Genomic DNA, 15816 nt, shown 5'->3' with positions numbered 1-15816 from the left:
CGGTGCGCCCCGATCGGGCGACGTCGTGGCGGGATCAGCCGGGCCAGCGGCCGGTGGCCCGGTGGACGGCGACCGCGCCCGCCCGGTCCACGGTCGCCTTCACCACGGCGAAGATCGCGCCCTGCAGCGCGGCGGCGACGAGGATCTCGCCCCAGCCGCGGTCCTCGTCGGTGGCGTTCGGCGCGTCGTCGTCGTTGCCGAGCACCTTCCAGACCTGCTTGAAGACCAGCCCGGCGACCAGGCCGGAGCCGACGCCCAGGGCGAGCCCGACCGGCTTGTACGCGAGCTTCGCGCCCCAGCCGCTCATCATCGCCCCCGGCGGCGGGCGACGACGGCGACGAGCACCGCGACGAGCACGGCGGCGCCGATCGCGGCGAGGGGCAGCGGCCGCCGCACGGCGACCGCCTTGTCCGAGACGGTCCCGGCGAGGTTCCTGGCGGCGTCGGCGGCGGCACCCTTGGCGCGCTCGGCGGCCTGCGCCGCGGCGTCCTTGGCGCGCGCCTTCACGTCGGCCTTCGCGGCGAGGGCCTCGACCGTGCTGCCGAGCTCGGCGCGGGTCCGCGCGATCTGCTCCCGCAGCAGCCGCGGGTCGTCGCCGTCGGATCGTGGCATGGCCATGCGGCACCTCCGTTCATGTGCACGCGTGGTTCCCTTGCCGTCCGGCAATCAAACACCCGCAGGGAGCGTTCGAGGGTCACTCCATCCCTGTGGAAGGCCCGGCGAGGGACAGATCGGCCTCGAGACCGTAGTGGTCGGACAGGAACAGCTCGCGCCCGTCGGGGACGCGGACGGCGTCCCGCAGCACGGTCCGGGCGCTCGCCACGACCGGCCGGCCCGCGCCGTCGCGGGCGAGGACCTGGTCCAGGGCGGGCGGCGCCGGCCAGCGCGGCGTCGGCCGGAACGTCGTCGTCGGGTCGCCGGCGAGGACGTCGCGCAGGCCGGCCGCCGCGGCGAACCCGGTGAACGCCGCCGAGTCGCGGGGCACGTTGAAGTCGCCGACGACCACCGCCGGCAGCTCCGGCTCGAACCCGCGGACCAGCCGCGCCAGGTGGTCGAGCTCCTGGCGGATGACGCGGGTGAACCGGTTGCCGTCCGACCAGTCGTCGTCGCGGTTCGCGGACAGGTGGGTGTTGACGACCGCGAGGGGTCCGGCCGGCGTCTCGACGACCGCGAGCTGCGCCCCCTTGCGCATGAGCTGCTCGGTGCGCAACGGCCCGGCCATCCGGAACCGCGCGAACCGGTACCGCAGGATCGGCCACCGCGACATGAGCATCAGCCCGCCCGACGGCAGCGCCGCCCGCGTGACCGCCACGTGCCGGTAGCCGGCGCCCCGCCGCAGCAGGCGCACGCTGCCGCCGTGCAGCACCTCCTGCAGGCACACCACGTCGTACGCGGCCCGCTCCAGCACCGGGCCGAGCGCCCGCAGCCGGGCCGGGACGTCGTCGCGCATGAGCGTGTTGAACGTCAGCAGCCGCACGTCGATCATCGGCCGATTTCACCACCCGCACCGCGCGGGGCGCCACGGGGTATCTCGCCGGGGGCGTGAAAGTTTCCGCCGCCGGCCGGGGACCCGCGCCGCCGCCGCGAACTTTCCGTAATCCGGGCGCCGGGCGAGGCATCTATCGCATCGACGAGATCACACCCCGCTCAGGAGGTTCCCGTGCATCCACAACCATCGGCGCGGTGGCGCCGGCTCACCGTCCGGGTCGCCGGAGTCGCGGCGGCGGCGCTGGCCGTGCCGATCGCCGTGCTCGCGGTGTCGGTGTGGCCGTCGGAGGCGGCCGCCAGCCCGGCGGCCGGCGGCGTCTACACCCTGGCCAGCGGCGCGAGCGGCAAGTGCGTCGACGTCGCCGGCGCCGCGACCGGAAACAGCGCCCTGCTGGTCCAGATCGCGTGCAACAGCGCCGCGGCCGACCAGCGGTTCACCGTGATCGTCCAGGGCGGCGCGTTCAACCTGGTCAACGCCAACAGCGGCAAGTGCGTCGACGTGCCGTACGCGTCCACGACCTCGGGCACCCAGCTGTGGCAGTACACCTGCGGCGTCTCCACCAACCAGCAGTGGACCTTCACGGCGTCCTCGGCGGCCGCGGGCAAATACGTCGTGAAGAGCGTCTCCTCCGGGCTCTGCCTCAGCGACAAGGACGGCTCCACCGCCGGCGGCAACCCGATCGTGCAGGAGACGTGCGCCGACATCGCGCGCATGCAGTGGTCGTTCAACCACGTCGGCGGCGCGACCGCGACCGCCGGCCCGCCCCCGACCAGCGGCAAGCCCACGGTCGCGGCGGACGGCACCGGCACGTTCCGGACGGTGCAGGCGGCCATCGACGCGGTGCCGGCGAACAACAGCGGCCGGGTCACCATCACCATCAAGCCGGGGACCTACCGCGAGATCGTCACCATCCCGGCGAACAAGCCGTACATCACGCTGCAGGGCCTCGGCTCCGCCCCGGCCGGCACGGTCATCGTGAACAACCACTGGGCCGGCGGCGGCTTCCCCGGCGGCAGCGCCACCATGTTCGTCAACGGCCACGACAGCGTGCTGACGAACCTGACCGTCAGCAACGACTTCGACGAGAGCACGCAGACGAGCGGCCAGCAGGCGGTCGCCCTGCAGCTGGACGCCGACCGGTCGATCCTGAGGAACGTCCGGCTGCTCGGCGACCAGGACACGTTCCAGATCAACGACCACGCCCGGCTGTACGTGGTGGGCTCCTACATCGAGGGCACCGTCGACTTCATCTACAGCGGCGGCACGGCCGTCTTCAACGCCTGCTCGATCTTCGAGAAGCGCAGCACCGGCGGCCCGATCACGGCCGCCAGCACCGACCCCGCCAAGACCTACGGGTTCCTGTTCTACAGGTCGACCATCACCGGCGCCTCGAACAACGTCACTCAGCTGGGCCGGCCGTGGCGGCAGGGCGCGCAGGTGCTCTACCGCGAGTCGAGCCTCAGCGCCACCATCAAGCTCGCCCAGCCGTGGAACGACATGGGCGACGCCACCTGGAAGCAGGCGCGGTTCTTCGAGTACAAGAACACCGGCGCCGGTGCCACGGTCAACGGCAACCGGCCCCAGCTGAGCGACTCGCAGGCCGCCAACTACACCCCGCAGAAGTACCTGGCCGGCACCGACGGCTGGAACCCCATGTAACCGTCGCACCGACGCCGGCCACCAGTGCGGTGGCCGGCGTCTGGGGCGGTGCGGGTCAGGCGCAGGTGGTGCCGTTGACGGTGAAGACCGTCGGGTTGGTGTTGCCGCCGGTGTACGAGCCGTTGAAGCCCAGGCTGACGGTGCCTCCGGCGGGCACCGCGCCGTTCCAGGACTCGTTCGTGGCGGTGACGGCGGCGCCGGTCTGCGACCAGCGGCCGGACCAGCCCTGGGTGACGCGCTGGTCGCCGGGGAACGTGAAGCCCAGCGTCCACGAGGTCCACGCCGTGGTGCCGGTGTTCGTGATCGTGACGCTGCCGGTGAAGCCGGCGCCCCAGCTGTTCGCCGAGTAGGCCACCGTGCAGCCGCCGGTCGGTGCGGCCGCCGTCCGTACCGTGACGGGCGACGACAACAGGGAGAACTGTCCCGCGGTGTCCTTGGCGCGGACCATGAGGATGTACTCGGTGTTGGGGGTGAGGCCGGTCAGCGTGACCGACGGCCCGGTGCTGGTGGCGAGGATCGACAGCGCGTCGCCCTGCCGGCGGTGGATCTCGTAGCCGGTGACGCCGTTGTCGTCGGTGGAGGCGGCCCAGGTGAGCGTGAAGCCGGTGGCCGTCACCGCGGAGGCGACGGGCAGGCCGGGCGTGGAGGGCCGGGCGTCCGCGGGCGGGTCCGCCGTGGTCACGGTGACGGGCGCCGACGCGGCGGAGGTGAGGCCGGCGCCGTTGCGGGCGGCGACCACGAACGTGTAGGCGGTGGCGGGCGTCAGGCCCGTGATCGAGGCGGACGCGGTGGTGGTGGTCGCCACGACCGTCGAGGTGGAGCCGGACACGCGGCGCACCTCGTAGCCGGTGACGCCGCTCTCCGGGTCGCTGGACGGGGCCCAGGTGAGGCGCAGCCAGGTCGAGGTGACGTCGGAGGCGACCGGCGTGCCGGGCGCGGACGGCGGGGTCGTGTCCTGCGGCGGGACGGTGCCGGTGTGCTCGGCGGCCCAGCTGGCCAGGGACGCGAGCCCCGAGTTCCAGTTGATCGCGACCTCGTTGACGGAGTACGCGCCGATGTCGTCGACGAAGCACTTCTGCGCCTTGCAGCCGGCGAGCTGCGCCTGCGCGACCGGGTCCTGCAGGCCGCTGTTGGGGCCGCCGGACAGCGCGCCGGGCGGCGCGGTCGGCAGCGACGCGTCGGCCTGGTTGGCCCAGAACCGATGGTGCACGTTGCGGACGGCCTTCTCGCCGTACCCGGCGATGTAGGACTGGTTGAGCGGGTTGCGGCCGAGGAGGTAGTCGAGGGCCTGGAACGCACCGGTGCGGTACTTCGCGAGGCCGGTGAAGTCGTAGGCGAGGCCGAGGACGGCGGCGTTGTTGGCGATCTGCCCGGAGGAGCCCCAGTTGTAGGTAGTGCCGCCGTTCGGCGCCGGGTAGCCCTGCGTCGCCATCTGACTCAGCAGCCCGTCCGCGAACGTCGCCATCCTGGCGCGGGTCGCCGTGACGTCGGCGGCGGGCAGGCCGTTGGGGACGATCGCGAGGGTCGTGTCGCCGAGGCCGGCGACCCAGCCCCAGTAAAAGCCGCCCTGGTTGAAGCCGGCGCCCTTGTAGAGCGGCGAGCCGGTCACGTCGGTGCGGTAGGACGCGCCGCCGGTCGTGGTAAACAGCTCCGCCGCGGCCCAGTAGAACTCGTCGCTGACGGTGCTGTCGTCGTACGCGCCGCCGCCCGTGCTGTCGGAGCCGCTGGCAATCCGTCCGGGGTTGGATTTCGCGGCGGCGTACGCCTTCTCGGCGGCGGTCAGGGCGCGGGCGGAGAACGCCGGGTCGATCGTGCGCCAGATCCGGGCCGCCTGCGCCGCGACGGCGGCGAGGTTGAGGGTGGCGGCGGTGCTCACCGGCGACAGCAGGCGCCGTTGCGGGTCGGCCTCCGGGCGCATCGGCAGCCCGGTCCAGTTCTCGTCATGGATCTTGTGGTGGACCATGCCGGCGTCGGTACGGCCGTCCGGCACCTGCATCCGCAGCAGGAACTCGACCTCCCAGCGGGCCTCGTCCAGGACGTCCGGGACGCCGTTGGCCCGCTCCGGGATGGCGAGGGTACCGTCGCCGAGCGCGGCCCGGTCGGTGCTCCGCTCGTAGATGTTGAGCAGCTGCCACGCGGCGATGCCGCCGTTGACGACGTACTTGCCCTGGTCGCCGGCGTCGTACCAGCCGCCGCGCACGTCGAGGGAGTAGCCGCAGCTCGTCCGGCACGGCACGGACGTGTCGCCCTGGTTCGGCGCGACGCCCACGTGCCCGGCGGGGCGGGCGTAGCGGCTGCCGACGTACTGCGACTCGATCGCGATGCCGCTGCGCTGGTGGTAGAAGAAGGCGAGCGAGTCCTTCCGCAGCTGCTGCACCGGCGCGGCGGAGATGTCGAACGGGTAGCTGTCCGACCCGCCGGCCGACAGCACGTAGCCGCTGCCCGGGGTGTCGTAGGCGGAGAAGTCGGCGATGTGGACGTTGTCGCCGGACAGGGTGTCGGCGCCCTTCACGGTCGTCTGTCCACTCGCGACAGTCACGCCGGCGGCGTTGCGCAACGTCCAGCCGATCGGCGTCGTGGCGGAGCTGACGATCGTGGCCTGCTTCGGCAGGCCCGGCACGTAGGCGACCTGGTTCACCTTGACCGGCGACCCGGGGTCCGGCGCGGCGGTGGCGGGCGGCGCGCACACGGACAGTGCGAACAGTGCGCCCGCGGCGGCGATCGCCACGGTACGGCGTCTCATGTCGGGAGTCCTCCTGCGGCAAAGGGTGCCGGCACTGGCGGGCGCCGGCGTGCCGGACCGTAGGCGGACCTTCGACACGCTGTAAAGCATCCGTCGCGTCGATGCCGTCCGGCCGGTGCCGCGGGCATGTAACTTACGGCCCATGCGGCTCGCCAGCTACAACGTCGAGAACCTGTTCAACCGGGCCAAGGCGCTGGACCAGCGCACGTGGGCGGCCGGGCGCCCGATCCTCGAGGCGTTCCAGCGGGCCTGCGAGCTGCTGGAGGAGCCCGTCTACACCGACGAGGTCAAGCACGACATCCTGCGCGAGCTGGGCCGGCTCGGGCTGCGCAACGGCGACACGGCGAAGTTCGCCCGCCTGCGGCAGAACCGCGGGCGGCTGCTGGTGCGGCGGCGCACCGGCGTGGTCGAGGTCGTCGCCGGCGGCCGGGCCGACTGGATCGGCTGGGTGGAGCTGACCACCGACCGGGTGGACGAGCTGGCGCTGCTCAACACGGCGCGGGTGATCCTCGACGTCGGCGCCGACATCCTCGGCGTGATCGAGGCGGAGAGCCGCCTCGCGCTGAAACGGTTCGCCGAGGGCGGCCTCGGCGGCATGTACGAGCACTTCATGGTCGTCGACGGCAACGACGAGCGCGGCATCGACGTCGGCGTCATGTCCACTGCGGCATACCCGCCGGTCGGCCAGCGCACCCACGTCGACGACACCGACGAGCACGGCCGCGTCTTCAGCCGCGACTGCGCCGAGTACCACTTCCGGCTGCCGGACGGCCAGCGCCTCGCGGTCCTCGTCAACCACCTCAAGAGCAAGGGCTACGGCGGGAAGGTCGCCTCCGACGCCCGGCGCCGCCGGCAGGCCACCCGGGTCGCGGAAATCTACCGCGCGTTGGATTTCCCGCTCGTCGCCGTCGTGGGCGACCTCAACGACACCCCGGCCAGCGACCACCTCGCGCCGCTGCTGCGCGACACCGACCTGCGCGACGTCAGCACCCACCCCGGCTTCGACGACGCCGGCCGCCCCGGCACGTACGGCTACTGCACCGCCCCCAACAAGCTCGACTACGTCCTGCTGTCCCCGGCCCTGTTCGCCGCGACGACCGGCGGCGGCATCCTCCGCAAGGGCGTGTGGGGCGGCCGCCGCGGCGCCCTGTGGCCGATCTACGACACGATGACCCAACCGGTCCACGCCGGCTCCGACCACGCCGCCATCTACGCCGACATCGACCTGTCTCGCCTCCCCCAGCCCTGAACGGCGCTCGTGTCACCGGTTCGAGCGACAAACGAACGGTGAAAAATGCACAAACACTGCGCACTGGGTAGCGGATCTATTGCATTGCGTGACAGTCTGAAAGTCGCGAAGATCAATGGGGGTCAGGGCGCGAGTGGGAGGAGCGGGGATGACCGCTACCGCGGCCGCGATGAGTCTTGCCTCCGGAGAGCCCCCGATCAACTTCGCCGCGCACCAGCTGCGGGCGGGCAACCTCGCGGGCGCCCGCGACGACTTCGAGCAGATGCTGGCGATGCTGCTCGCGGCGATCTACCCCGGTGCCCGGGCGATCACCGCCAACCCCGGCGACTGGGGCATCGACATCCTCCTCGGCGAGCTGTCCGGGCTCGTCATCATCTGGCAGTCGAAGTACTTCTGGCCGGTCGTCGGCCGGTCGCAGCAGGGGCAGATCCGCGAGTCGTTCGACTCGGCGCTCGCCGCGGCCGCCCGCAACGGGTACCGGCTGAGCCAGTGGGTGCTGTGCGTGCCGGCGAGCATGGACGCGCCGACCGCCCAGTGGTGGGACAACTGGCGGGCGCGGCGGCAGCGGGAGACCGGCGTCTCGATCGAGCTGTGGCACGAGAACGTGCTGCGCAACCATCTCGTGCGGCCGGACTGCGCCCACGTGCGCCGGCACTTCTACGACCCGTACGTGCCCGCGCAGACCCAGCGGACCCCCGTGCGGGACCTCGGCGAGGACGACGACACGGCCCTGGACCGGGCGCTGTTCGTGCGGCAGCTGCGGGCGGCGGGGCACGTCGAGGTCGGCGCCGCGAAGCGCGAGTACTTCAACGCCGACCTGCTGGCCCGCGAGGTCCTCGACAAGCGGGTGCCGGCGGAGGTCGCGGCGCTGAGCGAGGCCGACGGGGTCGTGCACAGCATCTGGGAGGCGCGGTTCAACGCGATGGCGTTCGCCGGCGACCCGCGGCTGCCGGGGCTGCACGCCGAGGTGATGCACGACATCCGCGAGTCGGGCGCGTTCCCGGTCCAGCTGCGGGCCGGGCCGGTGCACCGGTGCGGTCTCATGCACCGGGTCGTCGAGGACCGCCGCGCGGGCTGGGTCATCCACTGGCGGGACATCGCATGACCCCAGACGACGTCTCCGTCTTCCGCCAGACCAGGCTGCTCCTGCTCCTGGCCAGCGCCGCCGAGCCCCTCGACGCCGAACGCCTCGGCGTCTACGACTTCCTGGCCGCCCACCCGCTGCTCCTCGCGCGGTCCGACGACGACGCCGACCGGACCACGCTGCGGCTCGCCGGGTTCGACGACCGGGCCGTCGCCTACGCCAGCCCGGGCCAGCGGTTCGTCACCGCCCAGCTGCACCTGTCCCACGACCTCGCCGCACTCGTCGGGCGGGGGCTCGTCGAGGTCACGGCCACCGGACGGGTGACCTACCGGCTCACCCAGGAGGGCGCGAGCATGGCCGATCGATTCACCGCGATGTACGCTCAGGTGTACCGCACAGCGGCGCGCATCGTCATCCGCCGCCTTCGTCGCCTGAGCACGCGGAGGCTGCGCGAAGGCCTGCGGCTGTGGCTCCTTCCGGTCCCTTCGTCCGCGCTGAAGGACCTGACATGATCGGTTTGCGAGCACACGGCATCCGGCTCAGACGGCTGCGCCTGCACAGCGGCGACCGCACCTATGACGTCGACTTCCGGGCGCCCGACGACGCGCCCCGGCCGCTGTCCGTGCTCGCCGGCGCCTTCAGCACCGGCAAGACCACGATCCTGGAGTTCGTCGACTACTGCCTGGGCGCCTCCGACCACCCGCGCCACCCGGAGATCATGCCGAAGGTGCGCGCGGCGACCCTGGAGGTCGAGCTGTCCGGCTCGCCGTACCTCATCGAGCGGACCGTCGGCGAGCCGTCGATGTTCGCGTATGTGCGAGCGGGCCGCCTCGACGAGCCGGGCGCCACTCCCCCGGCACGGCGGCCGCTGCGCCCGGCGAGCCACCCGGAGAGCCTGTCGACCATGCTGCTGTCGCACTGCAAGCTCGAAGGCGTCCGGCTGCGCGACAGCGGCGTCGACACCGACCCGCTGAGCTTCCGCGACCTGATGTGGCTGTGCTTCCTGCCCAACGAGCGCCTCGACGGCAAGGACCTGCTCTTCCGCAGCGTGCCGATGAAGCACCTGAAGCTGCGGCAGGTCGTCGACGTGGTCTTCGACGTGCACGACGACCACTCCGTGGAGATCGGCCGGCGGATCCGCGCGGTCGAGGCGGAGCTGTCCGCGGCCCGGGCGGCGTACCGGGCGGCGGAGCAGATCGTCGACGAGCAGCACGTCGGCGGCCGCGAGGACCTGGAGGCCCTGCACCGCACCGCGAAGGACGAGCTGGCCGCGTGCGCGCAGGCCCTCGCGGCGCTGGACGCGCAGGCCCGCGCCGACACCATGTTCGCCGAGGAGCTGCGCGAGCGGCACGGCGCCGCGGCCGCCGAGGCCCGCCGCACGGCGGCGGAGCTGCGCGACCGGGAGACCCAGCTGCAGCGGATGCAGACCCTGCACGGCACCTACGCCGACGACGTCGCGAAGTGGACGATGCTCACCGAGGCCGACCACCTCTTCGAGCCCATGCGCGTCTCGGCGTGCCCGTCGTGCCTGGAGCCGCTCAGCGGCGGCAGTGGGACAGCTGCCGCCACCGGTGGCAGTGTGACAGCTGCCGCCACCGGCGGCAATGTGACAGCTGCCGCCACCGGCGGCGAGGACCGCTGCCCCGCCTGCCAGCTGCCGATCACCGACGGCGGCTCGGTCGACGTGACCGCCGAGCTGCGCTCCGCGAAGACCCGCCTCGCCGAGCTGAACCGCTACACCGAGGAGCTGCAGGAGCAGCTGCCGCGGCTGCGGGACGCCGCGGAGCGCGCCCAGCGCGACGAGGCCCGCGCCGCCGCGGAGGTCGACGAGGCGACGGCGCACACGATCACGCCGTTCCTCGCCCAGCGCGACGCCCTCGCCCGGCGCCGCGAGGAGGCCGCCGCGACGCTGCAACGGGCGCTGAGCGGGCTGCGGCTGATCCAGAGCCTGGAGCGGCGCGCCGCCGGCATCCTGCACCAGATGGACCAGGTCGCCGCGTACCGCGAGGAGCTCGCCGCCGCCGGCCCGCAGGCGCGGCGCGCGGACCGGACCGCGGTCATCCGGCTCGTCAGCGAACGCTACCGGGAGATCCTGCAGGAGTGGCACTACCCGAAGGTCGCCGACGCCTACCTCGCCGAGGACCTGACCCCGTACATGCGCGGCGAGCCCTACACGGCCGCGTCGTCGGGCGGGCGGACGCTGATCGCGCTCGCCTGGCAGCTCGCCCTGTTCGAGATCGCGTGGGAGAGCCGCTCGTCGCACCCCGGGTTCCTCATGCTGGACAGCCCGCAGAAGAACCTCGGCGTCGCCGGCGATCTCGCCGACACCGTCACGATCGAGCGTATCTACCAGCACCTGGAGCAGTGGCTCGCCGGCCGCGGCGTGGGGGCGCAGATCATCGTCGCCGACAACGCCCCGCCCCCCGCCGCCGCCGACGACGTCATCGTCCGCTTCACCCGCCGGCCGGACCAGCCGCCCTACGGCCTCATCGACGACGAGACCGGCTGATCACCAGCTGCCGCGTCGCCCTCGTCATGGCGACGTACCGGTCGACCGCGCTCTCGAACGCCTCCGGATCCACGAGCACGACCAGGTCGAACTCGAGCCCCTTGGACAGCTCCGGCGTCAGCGACCGCACGCGCTCCGTCGCGGCGAACTCCGGGTCGCCGATGACGCACACCGTGCCCTCCTCGTGCGCCGCGAGCCACTCGCCGATGATGGTCTTGATGTCCGTTTTCTTCGCGTGTACGACGGGAAGGCCGCTCTTCCGGATCGACACCGGCACGTTGGCGTCCGGCAACGCTTCCCGGATCACCGGCGCTGCCTCGGCCATGACCTCTTCCGGCGTGCGGTAGTTGATGCTCAGCGACGCCATGGTGACCCGGTCGAGCCCGACCCGCCCGAGCCGCTCCTGCCACGACTCGGCGAACCCGTGCCGCGCCTGGGCCCGGTCCCCGACGATCGTGAAGCTCCGCGACGGGCAGCGCAGCAGCAGCATCTGCCACTCCGCGTCGGTCAGCTCCTGCGCCTCGTCCACCACGATGTGCGCGAACGGCCCCGCCAGCCGGTCCGGGTCGCGCTCCGCCAGGCCGGCCTCGTCGACCAGCGCCTCCTGGAAGTCCTCGCCGCGCAGCATCGTCACCAGGCCCGTGCCGTACTCGTCGTCGGCGGCCTCGATCAGGTCGTCCACGACCCGGTCCATGCCCGCCCGCCGCGCCTTCACGTCCGCCGCCCGACGCCGCCGTCGCGCCGCTGCCGCCGGGTCGCCGAGCCGCTGCCTGGCCGCATCCAGCAGCGGCAGGTCACTGACCGTCCACGCCTGCGGGTCCGCCCGCTGCAGCCGGCGCACCTCCTCCACCGACAGCCACGGCGCGCACCTGCGCAGGTACGCCGGCACCGACCACAGGTCACCGACGAGGTCCTTCGCGTCGATCAGCGGCCACGCCCGGTTGAGCGCCGTCACCAGCTCGCGGTTCGCCCGCAGCTGCGCCTCGGGGACGTCCTCCTTCTCCCGCAGGATCCGCACCAGCTCCTCCCACACCAGGTCCCGCGCGTCGTTGTGCGGGATCCCGGGCTCCGCCGCCTCGAACGCCTCCGCCCAGTCCTCGGCGCCGATCCAGAGATCCGCCCAGTGGGTCTCGACGGTCGTCCCCTTCGCCGGCGGCCGCTCGTAGAACCGGACGGCCTCCTCGACCGCCCCCACCATCCGCGCCGACGCCTTCAGCCGGGCCACCTCCGGATCGGTCTCGGCCGTGGCCGCCGCCCCCTCCGGCACGAGGTCCCGCAGCGTGCACGTCTGCACGCCCTCCTCACCGAGGCTCGGCAGCACGTCCGCCACGTACGCCAGGTACGGCTGGTGCGGCCCCACGAACAGCGCGCCGCCCCGCCTGTGCCCGAGCCGCGGATCGGCGTAGAGCAGGTACGCCGTCCGGTGCAGCGCGACAACGGTCTTCCCCGTCCCGGGACCGCCGTCCACCACCAGCGCACCGCTGGACCCCGCCCGGATGATCGCGTCCTGGTCCGCCTGGATGGTCCCGAGCACGTCCCGCATCCGCGCCGACCGGCTGCTCCCGAGCGTGGCGATGAACGCCGACTGGTCGTCCAGCGCGGCGTGCCCCTCGAGCCCCTCCGGCGTGAACACCTCGTCCCAGTAGTCGGTGATCCTGCCGCGCGTCCACCGGTACCGGCGCCGGCTGACCAGCCCCATCGGGTTCGCGTGCGTCGCCCCGAAGAACGGCTCCGCCGCCGGCGACCGCCAGTCGAGCAGCAACCGCCGCCCGCCGCCGTCGGTCAGCCCGAGCCGCCCGACGTACACCGGCTCGCCCGACTCCGGCACCATCCTGCCCAGGCACAGGTCCATCCCGAACCGCCGCAACGCCCGCAACCGCCCCGACAGCCGCCGCACCTCGTCGTCGCGGTCCATCGCCGCCTGCCCGATCCCCCCGGGCGCTCTCCGCTCCGCGTCCAGCCGCTCCCGCAGCTCCGCGATCGTCCCGTCCAGGCTCTCCGCGATCACCGCGAAGTGCCGCTCGTCCCTGTCGATCAGCCCCGGCTCGCCCTTGACGGCAAGCCGCCCCCCAAGCTCGAACACACTGGTCCGCAACGGTTGCATGGTCAGGCACATCCTCTGCTTCCGGCTCCGGCCAGCGATTCTGCGCCCTGACCCACCTCTTGCCGCAAGCCCCGGGGTCCGCTATACCTTAGAAAGGGAACAGTGCGTGCTCTGTGCGGCGCCCTTCCCCAACTCCTCCACCGCTCCCCTTGCTCCCGCTGCGCCCGGCCGCGTGATCAGCGAGCGGTCGCCTCACCCGTACGCCCCGGCGTCCACCCGAGACGCACGGACAGGCGCGCGGTCGCCTCGAGCAACGCATCGCGGCAGGCGTCGAACTCGGCCTCGAACCGCTCCTTGGGTCCGCAGACGCTGATGACGGCCGCGACCTTGCCGTTGTGGTCGAAGACCGGGGCGGCGACCGATGCCGCACCGCTGCGGCGCTCCCCGATGGATCGCGCCCAGCCCTGCTCACGGACGGCCTTGAGCTCCTTGAGCAGGGCCGCCGTGTCGGTGATCGTGCCGTCGGTCACCGCCTCGAGCGTGCTGTCGAGGTAGCGGTCGACCTCGTCCTCAGTGAAGAACGCGAGGAACGCCTTCGACGACGCACCCGCGTGCAGCGGGTAGGGGATGCCCAGGCTCACCGACATGATGACCTCGCGTCGTGGCAGCACCTCGTCGACGTAGATGCGCCGGCGCTGATCCACCCGGACGGACAGGGTCGCTGTCTCGTTCGTCCGGTTGGACAGCCGGGCGAGCTCCGGGTGAGCCATGCGACGGATGTCGATCTGGTCCATGTAGGCGAGGCCGAGCTGCATGATGCCGATGCCGAGGGTGTACCTGCGGGTCGTCTCGTCGAGCTCGATCAGGCCGCGCACCCGAAGCGACGCGAGCATGCGGTGCGTGGCCGCCTTCGACATGCCGAGCCCGTCGGCGATCTCACTGACGCCGAGGTCACGGGTCGGGGCGTCCTTGAAGTACATCAGCAGATCCACGGCCCGCACGACCGTCGCGATGGTGGCGCTCGAGACCTTCGCCCCCGCTCCGAGTTCGAGCTCGAGGTCGGCCAGCTGGCTGTCCTGCGACAACGTCATTCCCTTTCCAAGTCGTGCCCCTCGGCCGCCGTCAGTGGCATCGAGCACGGTGCCGGTAAAGCCCGTCGTGGTGGGTAGCGAGATTACAGCCTGACCCATCCGCCGGTCCGCGCGGAGGCATACCAGAGATCCACGAGACGAACGGCGTCCAGTCCTTCGTCCCCCCGCACCGGGAACGGTTCCCTCAGCCCGACGGCCCGGTCGGCTGCCCGAAAATACTCTAGATGACCTGAGCCGTAAAAGAGGTCCACACCATCGGCCTCAGGTGCCGGCGGGATCATCCCCTCGGGTGAGGAGACCACCCGCGAACCATCGATGACGACGTTTCCCTGATCGGCGAACAGGGTCATCCGCACCCCGGCACCGCGTGCCGCGACGGCCGCCACCGACACGGCCGCGCTGACGTCGCCGGGCAGCGCGATCAGCGCCGTCGCGACCTCGTCGTTCGGTCCGGTCACCTGGCCCACGAGTCGCTCCGGCACGCCGAGCCACCACACGAGCAGGTCGAGGTAATGGACCCCGACCGTGCGCAGGAGGCCACCTCCGGCCCGCGCCCTGTCCGTCTGCCAGCCGGGCACCTGGACGGGCGCCGGCAGGTTGACCTCGACGGTGACGCTGCGCACCCGGAGCGTGCCGCCGGCGATGAGGTCCCTGACCCAACGCAGTTGGGCGTAGGCCCGGTAGTTCATCAGGCACCCGAGCTCGACACCGGCGGCTCTGGCGGTGGACACCATCCGCTCCGCCTCCTCGGCGTCACGGGCGAGCGGCTTCTCCACGAGGACGGCGAGCCCGTGGGCCGCCGCCACATCGACCGTCCACTCGTGCAGGTCGTGCGGCAGCGCCACCGAGAGCGCGTCGGGACGGGTCCGCTCGATCGCCGCCTCGAGATCGCTGTGGACGGCGTAGCCGGCGGCGGAGGCCTTCTCGCGGGCCTCCGGCACGGAGTCGACGACACCGGCGACGACGGCCGACGGGACGCGCGAGAGCGCGGCCGCGTGCACCTCGCCGGCCCGGCCGTAACCGACGATCAGCCAGCGACTCATCGCACACCTCCGGCCCGCGTCCGGAACCACTCCGCGACGGACGCCCAGTCCTGCTCGGCCGCCGTACCCGCGACCCCCTCGCCGAGCGCGCCGGCGATGACGTCACCGAGGGGCAGGTGCCCCCCGTGATGCTGTGCCTCCGCCCGGGCGAGGTCGATGTCCTTCTTCCCGAGTCGCATCGTGAACGCGACCGGCTCATACCGTTGTTCGGCGACCATCTGACCGTAGGCCCGATGGATCAGCCCGGAGAACAGCCGCTCGGTGAGGACGTCGAGCAGCTGGTCCGCCTTGAGCCCGCCACGTTCGGCGATCCCGGCCACCTCGCCGAGCGAGCCGGCCGTCACCGCGATCAGGTAGTTGCCCAGGATCTTGACGAGGTTGGCCTGCGCCGGCTCGGGGAAGGTGTGGACGCTGACCGCGAGTTCGTCGAGGACCGGACGGATCAGGCCCACCGGCTCGGCGTCGCCACCCGCGACGATCGTGAGCTGACCTCCGGCCGCGGCCGCGGACCGGCCGAAGGCCGGCGCCGAGACGTAGTGGGCGCGCCGGGAGCGGTACAGCCCGTCGAGCTCGCGCGAAAGACCGGGAGAGATGGTCGCGCAGTTGACGTGGACACTGCCCGGCTTGACGGCCGCGAGGACCGTGGCGCCGCCGAGCACCTCCCGCACGACCTCGTCGTCCGGCAGCATGCTCACGACGATGTCGCGCGAGGCCGCCTCGGCGATGTCGGACGTGACGGTGACCCCGCGCGCGGCGGCGTCGGCCGCGCGCGCCGCGCCGCGGTTCCATCCGAGGACGGGACGGCCCCGGTCGACCAGCCTCGCGGCCATGGCCGCGCCCATGGCACCCAGCCCGATCCACCCGATGGCCGGCTCCGCGTGGGCTCCCGGTGTCGCGCCGCTCAT

13 protein-coding genes are annotated in these 15816 nt (G+C 72.6%); 5 read left to right on the top strand and 8 right to left on the bottom strand.

What is annotated here, in order from left to right; all coding sequences use genetic code 11:
- Positions 1 to 34 precede the first annotated feature (34 nt).
- The 3 genes from ABZ321_RS16935 to ABZ321_RS16925 all read right to left on the bottom strand — a co-directional run bounded on the left by ABZ321_RS16935 (position 35) and on the right by ABZ321_RS16925 (position 1486).
- Positions 35 to 307 (bottom strand): DUF4235 domain-containing protein, encoded by a 273-nt coding sequence (locus tag ABZ321_RS16935; RefSeq protein ID WP_344510694.1) that lies wholly within the window; start codon positions 305 to 307, stop codon positions 35 to 37.
- Positions 307 to 618: a DUF3618 domain-containing protein gene (locus ABZ321_RS16930; RefSeq protein ID WP_354891925.1), complete on the bottom strand. Its 312-nt coding sequence runs from the start codon at positions 616 to 618 to the stop codon at positions 307 to 309. The genes ABZ321_RS16935 and ABZ321_RS16930 overlap by 1 nt, the downstream gene beginning before the upstream one ends.
- A 76-nt stretch (positions 619 to 694) precedes the next feature.
- Positions 695 to 1486: an endonuclease/exonuclease/phosphatase family protein gene (locus tag ABZ321_RS16925; RefSeq protein WP_354891922.1), complete on the bottom strand. Its 792-nt coding sequence runs from the start codon at positions 1484 to 1486 to the stop codon at positions 695 to 697.
- Between the two features lie 174 nt (positions 1487 to 1660).
- Here ABZ321_RS16925 and ABZ321_RS16920 point away from each other — a divergent pair, with 174 nt between their 5' ends.
- Positions 1661 to 3148 carry a pectinesterase family protein gene (locus tag ABZ321_RS16920; RefSeq protein ID WP_354891919.1) on the top strand — a complete coding sequence of 496 codons (1488 nt, stop codon included), beginning with the start codon at positions 1661 to 1663 and terminating at the stop codon, positions 3146 to 3148.
- Between the two features lie 55 nt (positions 3149 to 3203).
- Here the strand turns inward: ABZ321_RS16920 and ABZ321_RS16915 are convergent, their stop codons facing one another.
- Positions 3204 to 5891 (bottom strand): glycoside hydrolase family 9 protein, encoded by a 2688-nt coding sequence (locus ABZ321_RS16915; RefSeq protein ID WP_354891916.1) that lies wholly within the window; start codon positions 5889 to 5891, stop codon positions 3204 to 3206.
- A 142-nt stretch (positions 5892 to 6033) separates the two neighbouring features.
- Here ABZ321_RS16915 and ABZ321_RS16910 point away from each other — a divergent pair, with 142 nt between their 5' ends.
- From ABZ321_RS16910 to ABZ321_RS16895, 4 genes are all read left to right on the top strand, one after another.
- Entirely contained in the window at positions 6034 to 7140 is a 1107-nt protein-coding gene (locus ABZ321_RS16910) for an endonuclease/exonuclease/phosphatase family protein (RefSeq protein ID WP_354891913.1), read from the top strand.
- 148 nt (positions 7141 to 7288) lie between these two features.
- The gene (locus ABZ321_RS16905) at positions 7289 to 8245 is read left to right on the top strand and encodes a hypothetical protein (RefSeq protein WP_344510706.1); all 957 of its coding nucleotides are present in this window, start codon (positions 7289 to 7291) and stop codon (positions 8243 to 8245) included.
- Positions 8242 to 8736: a hypothetical protein gene (locus tag ABZ321_RS16900; RefSeq protein WP_354891910.1), complete on the top strand. Its 495-nt coding sequence runs from the start codon at positions 8242 to 8244 to the stop codon at positions 8734 to 8736. Before ABZ321_RS16905 ends, ABZ321_RS16900 begins: the two co-directional genes overlap by 4 nt.
- Positions 8733 to 10733 carry a DNA recombination protein RecN gene (locus tag ABZ321_RS16895; protein WP_354891907.1) on the top strand — a complete coding sequence of 667 codons (2001 nt, stop codon included), beginning with the start codon at positions 8733 to 8735 and terminating at the stop codon, positions 10731 to 10733. Before ABZ321_RS16900 ends, ABZ321_RS16895 begins: the two co-directional genes overlap by 4 nt.
- Here the strand turns inward: ABZ321_RS16895 and helR are convergent.
- The 4 genes from helR to ABZ321_RS16875 form a co-directional block, all read right to left on the bottom strand.
- Positions 10711 to 12837 carry an RNA polymerase recycling motor ATPase HelR gene (helR, locus tag ABZ321_RS16890; protein WP_354891903.1) on the bottom strand — a complete coding sequence of 709 codons (2127 nt, stop codon included), beginning with the start codon at positions 12835 to 12837 and terminating at the stop codon, positions 10711 to 10713. The two genes, ABZ321_RS16895 and helR, sit on opposite strands and share 23 nt — an antisense overlap.
- Before the next feature lie 176 nt (positions 12838 to 13013).
- The gene (locus ABZ321_RS16885; RefSeq protein WP_344510714.1) at positions 13014 to 13868 is read right to left on the bottom strand and encodes an IclR family transcriptional regulator; all 855 of its coding nucleotides are present in this window, start codon (positions 13866 to 13868) and stop codon (positions 13014 to 13016) included.
- An 83-nt stretch (positions 13869 to 13951) separates the two neighbouring features.
- A complete protein-coding gene (locus ABZ321_RS16880; protein ID WP_354891899.1) occupies positions 13952 to 14911 on the bottom strand; it encodes a Gfo/Idh/MocA family oxidoreductase in 960 nt (319 codons plus the stop codon).
- Positions 14908 to 15816: an NAD(P)-dependent oxidoreductase gene (locus tag ABZ321_RS16875; RefSeq protein ID WP_354891896.1), complete on the bottom strand. Its 909-nt coding sequence runs from the start codon at positions 15814 to 15816 to the stop codon at positions 14908 to 14910. The genes ABZ321_RS16880 and ABZ321_RS16875 overlap by 4 nt, the downstream gene beginning before the upstream one ends.

This window comes from Dactylosporangium sp. NPDC006015, assembly GCF_040614215.1.
Classification (GTDB): domain Bacteria; phylum Actinomycetota; class Actinomycetes; order Mycobacteriales; family Micromonosporaceae; genus Dactylosporangium; species Dactylosporangium maewongense.
The sequence above is the reverse complement of the archived record's forward strand: the minus strand, read 5'-3'. Positions and strand labels throughout refer to the sequence as shown.

Excerpts from the sequence above, each read along its gene's own strand:
- ABZ321_RS16880 (WP_354891899.1), bottom strand. The coding sequence starts at position 14,911 with ATGAGTCGCTGGCTGATCGTCGGTTACGGCCGGGCCGGCGAGGTGCAC.
- ABZ321_RS16895 (WP_354891907.1), top strand. The coding sequence starts at position 8,733 with ATGATCGGTTTGCGAGCACACGGCATCCGGCTCAGACGGCTGCGCCTG.
- ABZ321_RS16900 (WP_354891910.1), top strand. The coding sequence starts at position 8,242 with ATGACCCCAGACGACGTCTCCGTCTTCCGCCAGACCAGGCTGCTCCTG.
- ABZ321_RS16885 (WP_344510714.1), bottom strand. The coding sequence starts at position 13,868 with ATGACGTTGTCGCAGGACAGCCAGCTGGCCGACCTCGAGCTCGAACTC.
- ABZ321_RS16925 (WP_354891922.1), bottom strand. The coding sequence starts at position 1,486 with ATGATCGACGTGCGGCTGCTGACGTTCAACACGCTCATGCGCGACGAC.
- ABZ321_RS16935 (WP_344510694.1), bottom strand. The coding sequence starts at position 307 with ATGAGCGGCTGGGGCGCGAAGCTCGCGTACAAGCCGGTCGGGCTCGCC.
- helR (WP_354891903.1), bottom strand. The coding sequence starts at position 12,837 with ATGCAACCGTTGCGGACCAGTGTGTTCGAGCTTGGGGGGCGGCTTGCC.
- ABZ321_RS16930 (WP_354891925.1), bottom strand. The coding sequence starts at position 618 with ATGGCCATGCCACGATCCGACGGCGACGACCCGCGGCTGCTGCGGGAG.
- ABZ321_RS16915 (WP_354891916.1), bottom strand. The coding sequence starts at position 5,891 with ATGAGACGCCGTACCGTGGCGATCGCCGCCGCGGGCGCACTGTTCGCA.
- ABZ321_RS16875 (WP_354891896.1), bottom strand. The coding sequence starts at position 15,816 with ATGAGCGGCGCGACACCGGGAGCCCACGCGGAGCCGGCCATCGGGTGG.
- ABZ321_RS16910 (WP_354891913.1), top strand. The coding sequence starts at position 6,034 with ATGCGGCTCGCCAGCTACAACGTCGAGAACCTGTTCAACCGGGCCAAG.
- ABZ321_RS16905 (WP_344510706.1), top strand. The coding sequence starts at position 7,289 with ATGACCGCTACCGCGGCCGCGATGAGTCTTGCCTCCGGAGAGCCCCCG.